General features: G+C 51.0%; 26 protein-coding genes. All 26 read left to right on the top strand.

Annotation, left to right across the window (positions count from 1 at the left end):
- Window positions 1-8 precede the first annotated feature (8 nt).
- From rplV to DBAC_RS13720, 26 genes are read left to right on the top strand one after another with little or no spacing between them, the layout of a single operon-like run.
- On the top strand, window positions 9-341 hold the full coding sequence (gene rplV / locus DBAC_RS13835) for a 50S ribosomal protein L22 (RefSeq protein ID WP_015774934.1): 333 nt from the start codon (window positions 9-11) through the stop codon (window positions 339-341).
- 12 nt (window positions 342-353) lie between these two features.
- On the top strand, window positions 354-992 hold the full coding sequence (rpsC, locus tag DBAC_RS13830; RefSeq protein ID WP_015774933.1) for a 30S ribosomal protein S3: 639 nt from the start codon (window positions 354-356) through the stop codon (window positions 990-992).
- Window positions 992-1,399: a 50S ribosomal protein L16 gene (rplP, locus tag DBAC_RS13825; RefSeq protein WP_015774932.1), complete on the top strand. Its 408-nt coding sequence runs from the start codon at window positions 992-994 to the stop codon at window positions 1,397-1,399. The genes rpsC and rplP overlap by 1 nt, the downstream gene beginning before the upstream one ends.
- 6 nt (window positions 1,400-1,405) lie before the next feature.
- Window positions 1,406-1,609: a 50S ribosomal protein L29 gene (rpmC, locus tag DBAC_RS13820; RefSeq protein ID WP_015774931.1), complete on the top strand. Its 204-nt coding sequence runs from the start codon at window positions 1,406-1,408 to the stop codon at window positions 1,607-1,609.
- Complete coding sequence (rpsQ, locus tag DBAC_RS13815) at window positions 1,602-1,868, top strand: 30S ribosomal protein S17 (protein WP_015774930.1); 267 nt, start codon at window positions 1,602-1,604, stop codon at window positions 1,866-1,868. The genes rpmC and rpsQ overlap by 8 nt, the downstream gene beginning before the upstream one ends.
- Window positions 1,869-1,879: 11 nt before the next feature.
- On the top strand, window positions 1,880-2,248 hold the full coding sequence (gene rplN / locus DBAC_RS13810; RefSeq protein ID WP_015774929.1) for a 50S ribosomal protein L14: 369 nt from the start codon (window positions 1,880-1,882) through the stop codon (window positions 2,246-2,248).
- A 3-nt stretch (window positions 2,249-2,251) separates the two neighbouring features.
- On the top strand, window positions 2,252-2,581 hold the full coding sequence (gene rplX, locus DBAC_RS13805; protein ID WP_015774928.1) for a 50S ribosomal protein L24: 330 nt from the start codon (window positions 2,252-2,254) through the stop codon (window positions 2,579-2,581).
- 9 nt (window positions 2,582-2,590) lie between these two features.
- Window positions 2,591-3,130, top strand: coding sequence for a 50S ribosomal protein L5 (rplE, locus tag DBAC_RS13800; RefSeq protein ID WP_015774927.1), 540 nt, complete (start codon window positions 2,591-2,593; stop codon window positions 3,128-3,130).
- Window positions 3,131-3,143: 13 nt separating this feature from the next.
- Window positions 3,144-3,329, top strand: a complete 186-nt coding sequence (locus DBAC_RS18535; RefSeq protein ID WP_015774926.1) for a type Z 30S ribosomal protein S14 — start codon at window positions 3,144-3,146, stop codon at window positions 3,327-3,329.
- A gap of 13 nt (window positions 3,330-3,342) precedes the next feature.
- A complete protein-coding gene (gene rpsH / locus DBAC_RS13795) occupies window positions 3,343-3,726 on the top strand; it encodes a 30S ribosomal protein S8 (RefSeq protein ID WP_015774925.1) in 384 nt (127 codons plus the stop codon).
- Window positions 3,727-3,735: 9 nt separating this feature from the next.
- Window positions 3,736-4,275: a 50S ribosomal protein L6 gene (gene rplF, locus DBAC_RS13790; RefSeq protein WP_015774924.1), complete on the top strand. Its 540-nt coding sequence runs from the start codon at window positions 3,736-3,738 to the stop codon at window positions 4,273-4,275.
- Between the two features lie 8 nt (window positions 4,276-4,283).
- Complete coding sequence (gene rplR / locus DBAC_RS19150) at window positions 4,284-4,637, top strand: 50S ribosomal protein L18 (RefSeq protein WP_015774923.1); 354 nt, start codon at window positions 4,284-4,286, stop codon at window positions 4,635-4,637.
- A gap of 12 nt (window positions 4,638-4,649) precedes the next feature.
- Window positions 4,650-5,141, top strand: coding sequence for a 30S ribosomal protein S5 (gene rpsE / locus DBAC_RS19145; RefSeq protein WP_015774922.1), 492 nt, complete (start codon window positions 4,650-4,652; stop codon window positions 5,139-5,141).
- 8 nt (window positions 5,142-5,149) lie between these two features.
- Entirely contained in the window at window positions 5,150-5,320 is a 171-nt protein-coding gene (gene rpmD, locus DBAC_RS13775) for a 50S ribosomal protein L30 (RefSeq protein ID WP_015774921.1), read from the top strand.
- Window positions 5,320-5,766 carry a 50S ribosomal protein L15 gene (rplO, locus tag DBAC_RS13770; protein WP_015774920.1) on the top strand — a complete coding sequence of 149 codons (447 nt, stop codon included), beginning with the start codon at window positions 5,320-5,322 and terminating at the stop codon, window positions 5,764-5,766. Before rpmD ends, rplO begins: the two co-directional genes overlap by 1 nt.
- 34 nt (window positions 5,767-5,800) lie before the next feature.
- Window positions 5,801-7,084: a preprotein translocase subunit SecY gene (secY, locus tag DBAC_RS13765; RefSeq protein WP_218915621.1), complete on the top strand. Its 1,284-nt coding sequence runs from the start codon at window positions 5,801-5,803 to the stop codon at window positions 7,082-7,084.
- The gene (gene map / locus DBAC_RS13760) at window positions 7,081-7,845 is read left to right on the top strand and encodes a type I methionyl aminopeptidase (protein WP_015774918.1); all 765 of its coding nucleotides are present in this window, start codon (window positions 7,081-7,083) and stop codon (window positions 7,843-7,845) included. Before secY ends, map begins: the two co-directional genes overlap by 4 nt.
- Window positions 7,846-7,884: 39 nt before the next feature.
- The gene (gene rpmJ / locus DBAC_RS18525; protein ID WP_081434451.1) at window positions 7,885-7,998 is read left to right on the top strand and encodes a 50S ribosomal protein L36; all 114 of its coding nucleotides are present in this window, start codon (window positions 7,885-7,887) and stop codon (window positions 7,996-7,998) included.
- Window positions 7,999-8,013: 15 nt separating this feature from the next.
- Complete coding sequence (gene rpsM / locus DBAC_RS13755; RefSeq protein ID WP_015774917.1) at window positions 8,014-8,385, top strand: 30S ribosomal protein S13; 372 nt, start codon at window positions 8,014-8,016, stop codon at window positions 8,383-8,385.
- 18 nt (window positions 8,386-8,403) lie between these two features.
- Window positions 8,404-8,793 carry a 30S ribosomal protein S11 gene (rpsK, locus tag DBAC_RS13750; protein WP_015774916.1) on the top strand — a complete coding sequence of 130 codons (390 nt, stop codon included), beginning with the start codon at window positions 8,404-8,406 and terminating at the stop codon, window positions 8,791-8,793.
- A gap of 12 nt (window positions 8,794-8,805) precedes the next feature.
- On the top strand, window positions 8,806-9,432 hold the full coding sequence (gene rpsD, locus DBAC_RS13745; RefSeq protein ID WP_015774915.1) for a 30S ribosomal protein S4: 627 nt from the start codon (window positions 8,806-8,808) through the stop codon (window positions 9,430-9,432).
- Between the two features lie 12 nt (window positions 9,433-9,444).
- Window positions 9,445-10,491: a DNA-directed RNA polymerase subunit alpha gene (locus DBAC_RS13740; protein ID WP_015774914.1), complete on the top strand. Its 1,047-nt coding sequence runs from the start codon at window positions 9,445-9,447 to the stop codon at window positions 10,489-10,491.
- Entirely contained in the window at window positions 10,481-10,897 is a 417-nt protein-coding gene (rplQ, locus tag DBAC_RS13735) for a 50S ribosomal protein L17 (RefSeq protein ID WP_015774913.1), read from the top strand. The genes DBAC_RS13740 and rplQ overlap by 11 nt, the downstream gene beginning before the upstream one ends.
- A gap of 12 nt (window positions 10,898-10,909) precedes the next feature.
- On the top strand, window positions 10,910-11,899 hold the full coding sequence (locus DBAC_RS13730) for a selenium metabolism-associated LysR family transcriptional regulator (RefSeq protein ID WP_081434450.1): 990 nt from the start codon (window positions 10,910-10,912) through the stop codon (window positions 11,897-11,899).
- Window positions 11,896-12,942 carry a selenide, water dikinase SelD gene (selD, locus tag DBAC_RS13725; RefSeq protein WP_081434449.1) on the top strand — a complete coding sequence of 349 codons (1,047 nt, stop codon included), beginning with the start codon at window positions 11,896-11,898 and terminating at the stop codon, window positions 12,940-12,942. The genes DBAC_RS13730 and selD overlap by 4 nt, the downstream gene beginning before the upstream one ends.
- A gap of 41 nt (window positions 12,943-12,983) precedes the next feature.
- Window positions 12,984-14,435 (top strand): ASKHA domain-containing protein, encoded by a 1,452-nt coding sequence (locus DBAC_RS13720; RefSeq protein ID WP_143890951.1) that lies wholly within the window; start codon window positions 12,984-12,986, stop codon window positions 14,433-14,435.
- The last annotated feature ends 2 nt before the right edge of the window (window positions 14,436-14,437 follow it).

Here is a 14,437-nt window from a genome sequence, read left to right as displayed (position 1 = left end):
AGTTTCAAATGGAAACAAGATCAGTTGCCAAGTTTATACGCGTTTCCCCGCAGAAAGCCAGGTTGGTCGCACGTAACGTGACCGGTAAACACGTGGAAGATGCGTTGAATGTCCTGAAATTCACCCCCAAGAAAGCTGCCCGTCTGATTGAGAAGGTTCTGACGACTGCAATTGCTAACGCTGAACACAACTCCAAGCTCAACGTCGATAACCTCTATGTGAAAGAAGTTCGCATCGATGGCGGCCCGAGCTGGAAGCGGATTCAGTCCAGGGCAATGGGCCGGGCTTACAGAATTATCAAGCGCAGCAGCCACATTACTGTGGTTGTCGATGAACTCTAGGAGGGCAGTGCTTTGGGTCATAAAGTTCATCCTTACGGATTCCGTCTGGGATACAATAAAAACTGGAAGTCCCGTTGGTTCAGCGACAAGAAATATGCTGAGTATGTTTTCGAAGACAGTAGACTTCGGAAGTATGTAAAGGAAAAGCTGTTCCACGCCGGTATTTCCAAGATTGAAATCGAGAGAGCTGCCGATAAGGTTCGTTTGATTCTTTTCACTGCACGCCCCGGTATTGTTATCGGACGAAAGGGCGTTGAAATTGAAAAGCTGCGGGCCGAACTCAAAGGCAAGTTTGCTCGTGAGTTTGTGATTGAGGTAAACGAAATTCGCCGCCCGGAAACAGATGCACAGCTCGTTGCGGAATCCATTGCGCAGCAGCTCGAGCGTCGGGTAGCTTTTCGTCGAGCCATCAAGAAGACTCTGGGCATGGCTCAGAAGTTTGGCGCACTTGGTATCAAAGTCCAGTGCGGCGGACGTCTTGGTGGAGCGGAAATCGCTCGTACAGAATGGGCGAGAGAGGGTCGTGTGCCCCTGCATACCCTGCGTGCCGACATTGATTACGGTGTTGCGCTTGCAAAGACCACTTACGGCATCATTGGCGTAAAGGTTTGGGTGTTCAAGGGAGAGATCCTGAGCGAGGTAGATAGCTGATGCTGAGTCCTAAAAAGGTCAAATTTCGGAAGCAGCAGAAAGGTCGTATTCGCGGTCTTGCAGGACGCGCGACCACGGTTGCTTTTGGTGAAATCGGTTTGAAGGCTATGGAATGCGGAAAACTCACGAGTCAGCAAATTGAAGCCGCCCGTATCGCGATGATGCGGCACATTAAAAGAGGCGGCAAGGTTTTCATTCGTATTTTTCCCGATAAGACGATCACGGCCAAACCCTTGGAAGTTCGTCAGGGTAAAGGCAAGGGCTCGCCGGTCGGTTGGTGCGCTCCGGTTCAAAGAGGTCGTATCCTTTACGAAATAAAGGGTGTTGACTTTGAGCTGGCTAAAGAAGCATTGCAGAGAGCTGCCTACAAGCTGCCTATAAAGACTACCATAGTCGAAAAGGAGTAAGACAGGATGAATGCTCAACAATTACGGGAATTGGGTCCTGAGAAGCTCCAGGTGAAACTTGGTGAATTTCGTAAGGAATTGATGAATCTTCGTTTTCAGCATGCAACCGCGCAGCTTGAAAATAGTCAGAGAATACCGCTTGTTAAGAAATCCATAGCTCGGATTTTGACGATTTTGAAAGCGAAGGACATGGAGACAGGTGATGAGTAACAGCGGAAAGACATCAAACAAGAGAACTCTTGTTGGCTTCGTAGTGAGCGATAAGAACGACAAGACCATTGTCGTGCGTGTCGAAACACTGGTCAAACATCCTGTTCTTAAAAAATATATCCGCCGCAGAAAGAAATTCATGGCTCATGACCCCAACAACGAATGTCACATTGGGGATAAAGTTCAGATCGTCGAGTCCCGCCCTTTGAGTGCGCGGAAAAATTGGCATCTGATGAAAATCATTGAAAGAGCTTTGTAGGGGATTGTAAAATGATTCAAATGCAGACGACTTTGGATGTCGCAGACAATTCCGGAGCCAAGAAGGTTGCCTGCATCAAGGTGCTAGGCGGAAGCAAGAGACGATATGCTCGTGTTGGCGACATCATCATGGTGTCCGTCAAAGAAGCGATCCCTCATGGTAAAGTAAAAAAGGGCGATGTTCTCCAGGCAGTAGTTGTAAGAACAACAAAAGAGATCGGCCGACCCGATGGTACTTTTATCCGTTTCGACAATAATTCGGCAGTTATGCTGAATAAGAACCTTGAGCCGATGGGCACTCGTATTTTTGGGCCTGTTGCACGTGAATTGCGGGCAAAGAACTTTATGAAGATTGTATCTTTAGCCCCAGAGGTGTTGTAATCTATGTCTACTCATGTCTGGAAAATTCACAAAGACGACAATGTGATGATTCTTGTCGGAAAAGACAAAGGTAAGATCGGCAAGGTTGTCAAAATTCTTCGCAGCAAAAAGCAGGTTATTGTCGAGAAGGCTAATATGGTGAAAAAACACACCAAGCCTAATCCTTATAACAACCAGCCTGGCGGAATAGTTGAGAAGGAAATGCCCGTGAACGTATCTAACGTTCAGCTGGTGTGCAACGCTTGCTCAAAGCCGACAAGAGTGGGTTATAAGTTTACTGACGATAACAAGAAAGTTCGTTATTGCAAAAAATGCAATGAAACGATCAGTTAAGGTGCAGCAATGAGTAGTCTCGAAAAGATCTACAAAGATAAAGTCGCTCCTGAACTCTCGAAGGAATTCAGCTACACTTCTGTGATGCAGATTCCGTCGATCAAATGTGTCTCATTGAATATGGGACTGGGTGAAGGTAGCCAGAATAACAAAATCATACAGGATTCTGTACGCGATTTGTCTCTGATTGCTGGTCAGCGGGCCGTTGTAACTCGGGCAAAGAAATCCATCGCCGCATTTAAGCTGCGTGAGGGAATGCCTGTAGGCTGCCGGGTATCGCTTCGAGGAGACAGGATGTGGGCTTTTCTGGAGAAGTTGCTTACGATTGCGCTTCCCAGAGTCCGCGACTTCCGGGGCGTACCGGACAGAGGTTTTGATGGCCGCGGAAATTATACCCTTGGCATAAAGGAACATACTATCTTTCCCGAAATCGAGATCGATAGGATTGAAAAAGCAGTGGGTATGAATATTTCTGTTATAACTACTGCCCAGACTGACAAAGAAGGCAAGATGCTGTTGAAGCTTCTTGGAATGCCCTTCAAGAAGTAAGGAGGAGTGTAACTTGACTCGTACATCTTTGATGGTCAAGGCTCAGCGGAAGCCCAAATTTTCCACACGCCAGTACAACAGATGCCCTATTTGCGGTCGGCCCAGAGCCTTCATGCGTAAGTTCGGCATTTGCAGAATCTGCTTCAGGAATATGGCCCTTGCCGGTGAACTGCCTGGCGTAAGAAAATCTAGCTGGTAAATGAGGTACGCTCATGTCTGTCATAGATCCTATTGCAGATTTATTGACTCGAATTCGTAATGCATACAAAGCGATGCATTCAACTGTTTCCATTACTCCCAGCCGCACCCGCGAGGCGCTGCTCAAAATATTGAACGAAGAGGGCTATATCAATGGATATGCCCTTGAGAATGATGCCTTACTGGTTAATTTGAAATACCATGAAAATAAGGCTGTCGTTGCCGGCTTGAAGAGAATCAGCAAGCCAGGTCGTCGTATTTATGTGGGTGCGAAGAGCATTCCTTCTGTGCAAAATGGTCTTGGAATTTGCATTTTGTCCACATCCAAGGGTGTGCTCGAGGGAAAACAGGCTGCCGAAATCGGCGTTGGCGGCGAACTTCTTTGTGAGATTTGGTAGGAGATCGCTATGTCTCGAGTAGGAAAAATGCCGATCAGCATCCCGAGTGGTGTTGATCTTAAAATCGCAGAAAGCGGGATAGAAGTGAAAGGACCCAAGGGGGTTCTTACTCTTGCCACTCATCCTGCCATCGCAGTCAGTGTCGATAACAATACGGTTTCCGTAAATCCTGTTGATGACAGCAGGATCGCACGCCAGCAGCACGGCTTGCGCAGGACTCTGCTTGCTAATGCCGTTACCGGCGTCACCAAGGGTTTCGAAAAAACTCTCGAAGTCATCGGCGTTGGTTACAAGGTCAATGTTCAGGGCAATACCGTTGTGCTGAACGTCGGCTTTTCTCATCCGGTCAACTTCGCGCTGCCCGCCGGAATCCTGGCCAAGGCCGAAGGCAACAAGGTCACCATCTCCGGATGCGACAAGCAGGCTGTGGGTGAAGTTGCGTCTCAGATTCGTCGGGTACGTCCGCCTGAGCCGTACAAGGGCAAGGGAATCAAATACACCGATGAGACTATCCGTCGCAAGGCCGGCAAATCCGGCGGCAAGAAATAGGATAAGCTATGAAATTATCAAGAGATGAAGCCCGTAAAAAACGCAAGATGCGGATTCGTAAAAAGATCAACGGTACGCCTGAAAGGCCAAGACTGGTTGTTTTTCGTTCCAGCAAGCATATTTACGCGCAGATAATCGACGATTTGGCTGGCGCAACATTGGCTTCCGCATCAACGCTGAGCCTTGAAGGTGACAATATTCGCCTGACTGTCGAGAATGCAAAGTTGGTAGGAAAGAAGGTTGCCGAAGAAGCGATCAAGAAGAGCATCACTTCCGTGGTCTTTGATCGCAACGGCTTCGTATACCATGGCCGGATCAAAGCCGTTGCCGATGGAGCCAGAGAAGGCGGCTTAAATTTTTAATCGAGGACATCCATGCAACAAAACGAATTTGAACTCATTGAGAAAATTGTCTATCTCAATCGCGTCGCCAAAGTTGTCAAGGGTGGCCGTCGATTCAGCTTCAGCGCATTAGTTGTGGTTGGTGATGGAAAGGGAACCGTAGGGTTTGGCCTGGGTAAGGCGAATCAGGTTCCCGATGCCATCAAGAAGGCTACTGACAGGGCTCGCAAGGACATGCAGAAGGTTGAACTTCTCGATGGGACCATCCCTTACGAAGTTTTGGGGAATTTTGGTGCCGGTCATGTCATGCTCAAGCCTGCTTCCGCGGGTACCGGAATCATTGCCGGCGGTCCCGTCCGTGCCGTCATGGAAGCCGCCGGCGTTCATGACATCCTGACCAAGGCCATCGGCACGAACAATCCTCACAATGTGCTTCGTGCTACATTTGCAGGACTTCGTTCCCTTCGCAGCGCCGAGCTCGTCGGACGGATGAGAGGCAAAACTCTCACCATCAAGAGAAAATAGGTGAAGTTATGATTAAGATCAAACTGACTAAGAGCCTGATTACCCAGAGTCCTGTGCAGAAAAGAACTGTAAAGGCTCTTGGTTTTACCAAGCTCAACCAGGTCCGCACTCTTCCCGACAATGATTGTGTTCGAGGGATGATCAATAAAGTCAAGCATCTTGTAGAGGTTATTCAATAATGAACCTGCATGAATTGTATCCATATCCCGAGGAACGCGCCAAGGTGAAAAGACTGGGCCGCGGTACTGCATCGGGCCAGGGCGGAACTTCAGGCAAAGGTCACAAGGGTCAAAATGCCCGCGCTGGCGGCGGTGTACGTGCAGGGTTTGAAGGCGGCCAGATGCCCCTTTATCGCCGACTGCCGAAACGTGGCTTCAAGAACCCTTTTCGCGTTACCTACCAGACTCTTAATCTTTCGACAGTCTATTCCGTCTTTGCTGACAAGGCTGAAGTACTGATCGAGGATTTGTATCTGTCCGGTTTGGTTGATCGCGATCAGCCGATCAAGATTCTTGGCGACGGCGACGCCGTCAAGGCGCTTAAGATTACTGCACACAAGTTCAGCAAACAGGCTGTAGAAAAAATCACTGCAGCGGGTGGCGAAGCCATTTCGATCGAAGGATAGCATTGTGAGTATATCCAAAGGCGCAAACACGGGTATGTCAGAGCTGAAAAGCAAGTTTATTTGGACTTTTCTCCTGTTGGCTGTTTTCCGCGTAGGTGTACATCTGCCGATACCAGGTGTTGACGGGAATGCTCTAGCAGATTTTTTTGCCAACGCACAAAACACCCTTTTTGGGCTGTTCGATATGTTTTCGGGCGGCGGCTTGATGAATCTGTCCATTTTTGCACTTGGGATTATGCCTTACATTTCCGCTTCGATCATCCTGCAGCTTTTGACTGTGGTCAGTCCTGAACTCAAAAGGCTGAGCAAGGAAGAAGGCGCTGCAGGGAAGAAGAAGATCACCCAGTATACGCGTTATGGAACGGTGCTGATATCCGTGATCCAGGGCCTTGGAATAGCCATTGGTGTTGAGACTATGACAAGCCCCACTGGGGCTTCCATTGTCTATATGCCAGGCTGGGGCTTCCGGTTCATCACCGTTCTGACTCTCACTGCCGGCACCGTGTTTATCATGTGGCTTGGTGAGAAAATCACGGAAAAAGGGATTGGTAACGGTATCAGCCTGATTATCTGCGCGGGTATCATTTCCGGTCTGCCCAGCGGTATCGGAAAATCGTACCGGCTTTTCACTGCCGGTGACGTTTCCCTTTTCACTGTGCTGCTGGTAGTGGTCGTCATGGCTGGGGTTCTGGTCGGCATCACCTTCATGGAGCGTGCTCAGCGAAGGATTCCCATCCATTACGCCAAGCGTATGGTCGGACGGAAAATGTATGGTGGGCAGACAAGTCATCTGCCGTTGCGCATAAATACGGCCGGTGTCATCCCGCCCATTTTCGCATCGTCGATCCTGATGTTTCCTGCGACGATAGCCAATTTTTCAAATGTTGAAATATTGAACAAGATGTCTGATTATTTCAGGCCAGATTCCATTATTTACAATATTTGTTTTGTGGCATTCATCGTATTTTTCTGTTTTTTCTATACGGCCATCGTTTTTGACCCCAAGGAAATTTCGGAAAACCTAAAGAAACAAGGGGCTTTTGTCCCCGGCATCCGCCCTGGCTTCAAAACAAACGAGTACATTGACAAGGTTCTGACCCGTTTGACTTTGTGGGGCGCTTTGTATATCTCGCTCGTCTGTGTTTTGCCCATGCTCCTGATGAAGCAGTTCAATGTCCCGTTTTATTACGGAGGCACTTCCCTGCTGATCGTTGTCGGCGTAGCCATGGACACCATGTCCCAGGTGCAGTCGCATCTTATTTCCGGCAGATATGACGGCCTGCTTGCCAAGGCGAAAATCAAGGGCAGGCAAGGTTGAAAAAACACAGAGGCATTTTCCTGAAAAATACGCAGGAAATTGCCGTTATGCGAGAAGCCAATCTTATAGCGGCCAATATTCTCAATGAAGTTGGCTGCTTGGTTGCCCCCGGAGTAACTACCTGGGAGTTGGAAGAAAAAGCTATAGAGCTTTGTGCTTCATGTGATGTTATTCCAGCATTCAAGGGCTACCTGGGTTTTCCATATGCTCTATGCTGTTCCGTCAACGAAGAGATCGTGCATGGATTTCCATCTAAGCGTGAACTGGTTGATGGTGACATAGTCTCCATTGATTTTGGAGTTAAGTTTCAGGGTTTTTACGGAGATACCGCAAGGACCTTTCCTGTAGGAAGCATCAGTGAGGGCGCGGCCCATTTACTGGACGTCACCTTGGATTCTCTTAAGCTGGGAATCGAGCAGGCCGTTCCAGGAAATGACCTTTACGATGTTTCACGGGCTGTACAGGAACGGGTTGAGGCTCAAGGGTTTTCCGTTATCAAGCGATTTGTTGGTCATGGGATAGGCAGGATGCTTCATGAGAAGCCGGAAGTCCCCAATTTCGTGCCCAAGAATAGCTCAAGATTGCCTTTGAAGCCGGGAATGGTGATTGCCATTGAGCCAATGGTTGCAATGGGTACCGACCAGGTCGAAATCCTCTCCGACGGTTGGACCGCAGTGACCAAAGATCGAAGCCTATCTGCTCATTTTGAACATTCGGTGGCTATTACCAAGGACGGACCATTTATTCTCAGCCAAATGTAATTTGGCTTGAGTTTCAATTGAAAATCTTCGGGGGATTCAATGAAAGTTAGACCTTCAGTTCGCAAAATTTGTCCCAAATGCAAAGTTATCAAGCGCAAAGGCGTGCTTAGAGTGATTTGTGACAATACGCGGCATAAACAAAGACAGGGTTAAGGATAGGGGGATATTGTGGCAAGATTAGTTGGTGTAGATTTGCCGAGAAACAAAAGGCTAGATATTGCATTGACATATATTTATGGCATCGGCCGAGCTACAGCTCTTAAAATCCTTGATGCTACAGGTATTGATTGGACCAAAAACAGTGACGATCTCACTAGTGACGATATCAACACGCTTCGTAAAGAATTGGAAGCCAGTCATAAGGTCGAAGGCGATTTACGCCGTGAGATCGTGGCCAATATCAAGCGTCTTATGGATATCGGTTGCTACAGAGGTTTGAGACATAGGCGCGGCTTGCCATGTCGTGGTCAGCGTACGCATACCAATGCGCGCACGCGCAAAGGCCCACGCAGAGCCATTGTTGGTAAGAAGAAAAAGTAACTGGGTGGAGACAGACAAATGGCAAGACCGCAGAGAGTAATCAAGAAAAAGGAAAAGAGAAATATCCCCACGGGTATTGCTCATGTGAACAGCACCTTCAATAATACGATTATTACCTTCACAGATCCGACGGGTAACGTAATCAGCTGGGCGAGCTCAGGCGCTTCCGGTTTCAAGGGTTCCCGTAAGAACACCCCCTTTGCTGCTCAGAAGGCCGCGGAAACCGCTGCCCGTAAGGCGATGGAGTGCGGAATGCGCTCTGTAGGTATTCTTGTGAAGGGACCTGGCTCTGGACGCGAGTCCGCAATGCGTGCAATCAATGCTGTCGGTTTGCGCGTCGCTTTTATCCGCGACGTGACACCCATTCCGCATAACGGCTGCCGTCCGCCCAAACGTCGTAGAGTATAGGGGGAATTTACCTTGGCTAGATATACAGGCCCTAAGTGCAGAATATGCCGTAGAGAAGGCGGAAAGCTTTTTCTCAAAGGCGATAGATGTTATACTGATAAGTGTGCTTTCGAGCGTCGTGCCTATGCGCCTGGCGATCACGGGAAGGCTCGCAAAAAGCCCAGCGATTACGCCTTGCAGCTTCGCGAGAAGCAGAAAGTAAGAAAGATGTATGGTATCCTTGAAGGTCAGTTCCGCAGATATTTCGAAGAAGCTGAACGTCGCAAGGGAATTACCGGCACAAATCTTCTGATGCTGCTTGAAACCCGCATCGACAACGTGGCGTATAAACTTGGTTTTGCCAATTCGCGCAGCCAGGCTCGCCAGATGGTTCGCCACGGTTTGTTCAGCCTCAATGGCCGTCGCGTCAATGTGCCTTCGATTCAGATGAAATCGGGTGACGTTCTTGAGGTGCGGGATCGCACCAAGAAGAACCTTGTTATCACCGAGGCTTTGGAAGTTGTCGCTCGTCGCGGCGTACCTGCATGGCTCGAGATCGATGCTCCTGCCTTCAAGGGATCTGTAAAGGCTCTTCCCACCAGGGAAGATATCACGTTCCCCATGACTGAGCAGTTGATTGTTGAACTCTACTCCAAATAAAGGGCGGTAAACATGAGTTCTACGTATAGCGGAGACAAAAAAGTTTACGTCCGAAATTGGGCAGAGCTTGTCAGGCCGGAACAACTTGAGAAAGATCCGAAGTGCAATGACATGTACGGGCGGTTTGTGTGCGAACCTCTGGAAAGAGGTTTTGGCACCACGATCGGAAATGCGTTGCGCCGGGTTCTTCTTTCATCTCTTCAGGGCGCGGCACCGGTCTCGGTCAATATTCAGGGCATTCAGCATGAATTTACGACCATCCCCGGAGTCACTGAAGATATCACGGACATTGTTCTGAACTTGAAGCAATTGCGCGTGGCCATGAATACTCCTGAGCCACAGCGGGTGCAGTTGATCGCCAATGCCAAAGGCGAAGTAACGGCATCTGCAATTGTTGAAAATCAGCATATTAAGATTCTCAATCCTGAGTTGCATATCGCGACTCTCTCTGAAGATATCGATTTGGTCATGAATCTCGAGTTTCGCATGGGCAAGGGCTATGTCCCTGCCGAGATGCACGAAGATTTGGACAACGAGATCGGCGTTATCACCCTGGACTCAAGTTTTTCTCCCATCCGCAAGGTTGCTTATGCGGTCGAGCAGGCTCGAGTTGGCCAGATGACCAATTATGACAAATTGATCATCGAGGTTTGGACCGACGGATCCATCACTCCGGACGATGCCTTGGCTTTCAGCGCCAAAATTCTGAAAGAGCAGCTCACTGTCTTCATCAACTTCGATGAAGGCTCGGCGGATATCGAGAAGGCCAAATCCAAGCCCCAGGACAAGATCAACGAAAATCTCTTCAAGAACATCGAAGATCTTGAACTTCCCGTGAGAGCAAGCAACTGCCTTAAAAGCGCCGGCATTCATATCGTTGGCGAACTGGTCCAAAAGACCGAGGCTGATTTGCTGAAGACCAAGAATTTTGGTCGGAAGTCTTTGGAAGACATTCGCCGGGTTCTTGAGAGCATGGGACTTGATTTCGGAATCAGAGTCGATAATTTTGACGAATTGTACCAGGATTGGTTAAAGAGGAACGAAGAAGATGAGGCATAGAAAAGCTGGTCGAAAACTGGGGCGTACGTGGGAACACCGCAAGGCCCTGATGAAGAATATGGCTCGCTCCCTGGTCGAACATGAGCGTATCCGCACGACTGAAGCCAAGGCCAAGGAACTGAGCATCTTTGCTGACAAGCTCATCACGATGGCGCTTCAGGATACCCTGCATGCTCGCAGGCAGGCCTTCACGGTTCTGGGAAGCCATCACAGTGTTAAAAAATTGTTTGATGAAATTGGTCCCCGCTTCAAGGAAGTTCCCGGCGGGTACACCAGAGTCGTCAAGTTTGGTATTCCTCGCGTTGGTGACAGTGCCTCCATGGCACTTATCGAGTTCACCCGTTTGAGCGACAAGTTTGCCGAAACAACTGATGCTGCAGCTCCTGAAGCTACAGAAGAAGCATAGATAGCACGCAAAATGAGGCAGCCTGGCTGCCTCATTTTTTTTGTCCCAATGTATCGTTTTCGTCTATACCAGGAATGGATATATATGGATATTCGGAAGATCGAAGCTTTTTCCAAAGTGTATGAGCACTGTAGTTTTTCGAAAGCGGGAAAGGCGCTGTATCTCTCGCAGCCGACGATCAGCGCTCATGTGGCTTCCTTGGAGCAGGAACTCGAAGTCCAGCTCTTTGACCGCATTGGAAGGACGGTTGTGCCGACCAAGGCCGGCGAGGTCCTTTACGGGCATGCCAAGAAAATCTTTGAGGCTTCGGAACTTGCGATTTCCGAACTCAGAAAGCTGCAGGACCGGATTACGGGCAAACTCGATCTCGGCGGCAGCACGATTCCCGCAAACTATATCATGCCGGAAATCCTGGCGCAATTTTGGAAGAAGTACCCGGAAGTGATGATGGATTTGCACATAGGGGACTCCGAGGATATTGTAACGCAGGTTCGAAACAACGAGCTTATGCTTGGTGTGGTCGGAGCTGTCTTTGAATCGCCTGATTTGCATTACGAAAAAATCGCAAGCGATTCACTCGTCCTTGTCATGACTCCTCAGCTGTTTGAAAAATATCGGCACCTGGCTGTGGGAGACCTTTTGCAAGCCCTGCCATGGGTTTTGCGCGAGGATGGCTCGGGAACACGCGTGGCCATGGCCGAGAGTCTGTCTCGGTTCGACATTGACATCCATTCTCTGCGGACCGTCATCATGGTGCGCAATGCCGGGGCCATGGCACGGTGTCTTTCGGCCGGCATGGGTGCGTCCATCACTTCCGCCATCAGTGTCCACCACGAGCTTGAGAAGGGAGCATTAGTGGCTGTCGATCTTCCCGGCCTGCACCTGGAACGATCCTTTCATATCGTCTTCAACAAGAAGAGATCCCTTTTTCCGGCGGCTCTCAAGCTGATAGAATTTTTCAAAAACAACGCTCAAAATATCGCTGCGAGGTCTGGATCGTGAAAAATACGCCATTGGTTCAAACGGTAAGCGCCGCCGGTTGAGCTGCCAAATTGGCTCCAGGGGACTTGGAGCAGGCATTGCTCGGGCTGCATTTTGAGGATGATGATCGCATCCTGACGGGGATGGGAAACAGCGAGGACGCGGCAATCGTGCGTTTCCCCGCAGGAAAAGCTTTGGTCCAGACTCTGGATTTCTTTACACCCATCGTCAACGATCCCTTTAAATTCGGTCAGATCGCCGCCGCCAATTCATTGTCCGATGTCTATGCCATGGGCGGGGTGCCGTATGTGGCCATGAACATTGTGTGTTTTCCCATAGCGACCATGGATATCAGCGTGTTGCGGGAAATCCTTCGCGGAGGCTTGCTCAAAATTCAGGAGGCGGGAGCCCTGCTGGTCGGTGGGCACAGCGTTCAGGACAAAGAGATCAAGTACGGATTGTCCGTATCGGGCATTATCGACCCGGACAGATATGCCACGAATGCGGGGCTGCGCCCCGGGGATGTTCTTCTTTTGACCAAACCTGTAGGCACAGGCGTCCTGGCTACGGCCATCAAGGGGCAGTGGGAGGGGAGCGACGCCTTTGAAGAGGACGTGTATCGCTGGGCCGCGCGACTGAACCGCGTTCCGGGCGAAGCTGTTGCCAGATTCGGACTCAAGGCCGCCACGGACATCACGGGTTTCGGCCTGGGGGGACATGCGCTTGAAATGGCGACAGCCTCGGATTGCTGCATATCTCTTGATGTTTCTTCCGTGCCCATCATGGATCACGCCCTTGAGCTGGCCCGCATCGGTCTTTTACCCCTCGGCAGTCACGCCAACAAACATTTTTGCAACAAAACCGTTGAGGCATCCGCCGGGCTTGATCCCGTTCTTTTGGACCTCATGTATGATGCGCAGACTTCCGGGGGTATGCTCCTTGGCGTGACGCCTGATCTGCTGGACGATGTTCGGGCGTGGCTGCGAGAAGGAGGTGAGATGGTCGCAGAGATAGGCGTTGTCGAGCCTCCTCGCGCTGATGGGAAGCGGCTGCTGCTGTGCTGAGAATCGACATCCATCAGGCCGGGGCCGCCCGGCAAACTGTCATGGCGAAGCCAGGAAAGCCGTTTCTGTACCTGCTTTTTGAGGCCGGCATCGGCCGTGGACGTGACTTGTGCGCGGGCACGGGACTGTGCGGCAAATGCAGAATCCGGTTTCTGGATGACGCCCCCGCGCCGTGCGCTGATGATCAGGTCAGGCTGAGTGCCGAAGAATTGGCGGCCGGTTGGCGGCTTGGCTGCAAGCACCTGGTGCTTCAGTCGTGCGACATTGAAGTACCCGCTTTTGACCCACGCACGTTGGCCGGTGCTCGTGGCGAGGGCTTGGCCGTGGATATCGGTACAACCCGCATCAAGTGGTCACTGTGTTCCCGTGTTGGGCATAGCCCGGAATTCGCCATGGTCAATCCGCAGATGGGCGTTGGCAGCGAGGTCATGTCCAGGCTGCGATATGCGCTTTCTTCGGATGCGGCGCGCGATCACCTGCGCCAATCTGTCATCACGGTGCTCAAGGATTTGGTGCGCCAAAGCGGCGCCGTTTCCCTGGCCGTCTGCGGGAACAGCACCATGATCGCAACCCTCCTGGATGCCCCGCTGGGCGGTTTGGCCTACGCCCCGTATAGCCTGCCCTGGCGCGGCGGCGAGACGGTCTGCATTGATGTCGCGTTGCCTGAAGCCTATATTCCGCCGCTGCTCGGCCCTTTTATCGGTGCCGATATCAGCGCGGGTTTGGCCTATATTTCAACTCTTGAGCCGCAGTACCCCTTTCTTCTCGCCGACCTGGGCACTAACGGGGAGTTTGTGCTGGCACTGGATGCGGAACATTTTTTTGCCTGCAGCGTGCCCATGGGACCGGCCATCGAAGGCGTGGGCCTGTGCTGCGGAGCCATGGCGGGAGTGGGGGTGCTCAGCCGTGTCAATCTGGGTCCAAAAGGCCTGCAATGGAGCGGGGCGCCTTTGAGCGGCATATCCGGGACCGGGTATGCATCCCTGTTGGCGTTGCTACGCCGTCTCGACGTTCTCGATGAGGCGGGGCATTTTCAGGTTGTGACGATGCCATTGGCCCGCAAGATAGCGCAGCAGATACGCGATCACCGGCTCGGTCATATATTCGACCTTGAACCGGGGGTTTTTGTGGCGGAACGTGATGTCGAAGAATTCCTCAAAGCAAAGGCCGGGGTCAACGTGGCCTTGCGAAGCCTGGTCCGGCGTGCGGGACTGCTGGAAGGAGACGTGCTGCGGATTTATCTGGCCGGGGCGCTGGGAGAGCATGCAGACCCTTCAGACTTGATCACGCTGGGTTTCTTGCCCGAGGCGTGGCGGGAAAAAATACACGTGGTCGGAAACACAGCCCTGGCCGGAACGTTACTGGCTCTGGAGCGGGAAGAGATCCGCGATTGGCTGGCCGACCTGCCTCGCCGGGTGGTCGTGGAAAGCCTGGTGGAAAAGGAGAATTTCGGCGCCGCGTTCATGCAGGCCATGCGCTTTGTCTGGGTTTGAAA

This window comes from Desulfomicrobium baculatum DSM 4028, from assembly GCF_000023225.1.
GTDB classification, from domain to species: Bacteria; Desulfobacterota; Desulfovibrionia; order Desulfovibrionales; family Desulfomicrobiaceae; genus Desulfomicrobium; species Desulfomicrobium baculatum.
This window is presented reverse-complemented; position numbering and strand designations above follow the sequence as displayed.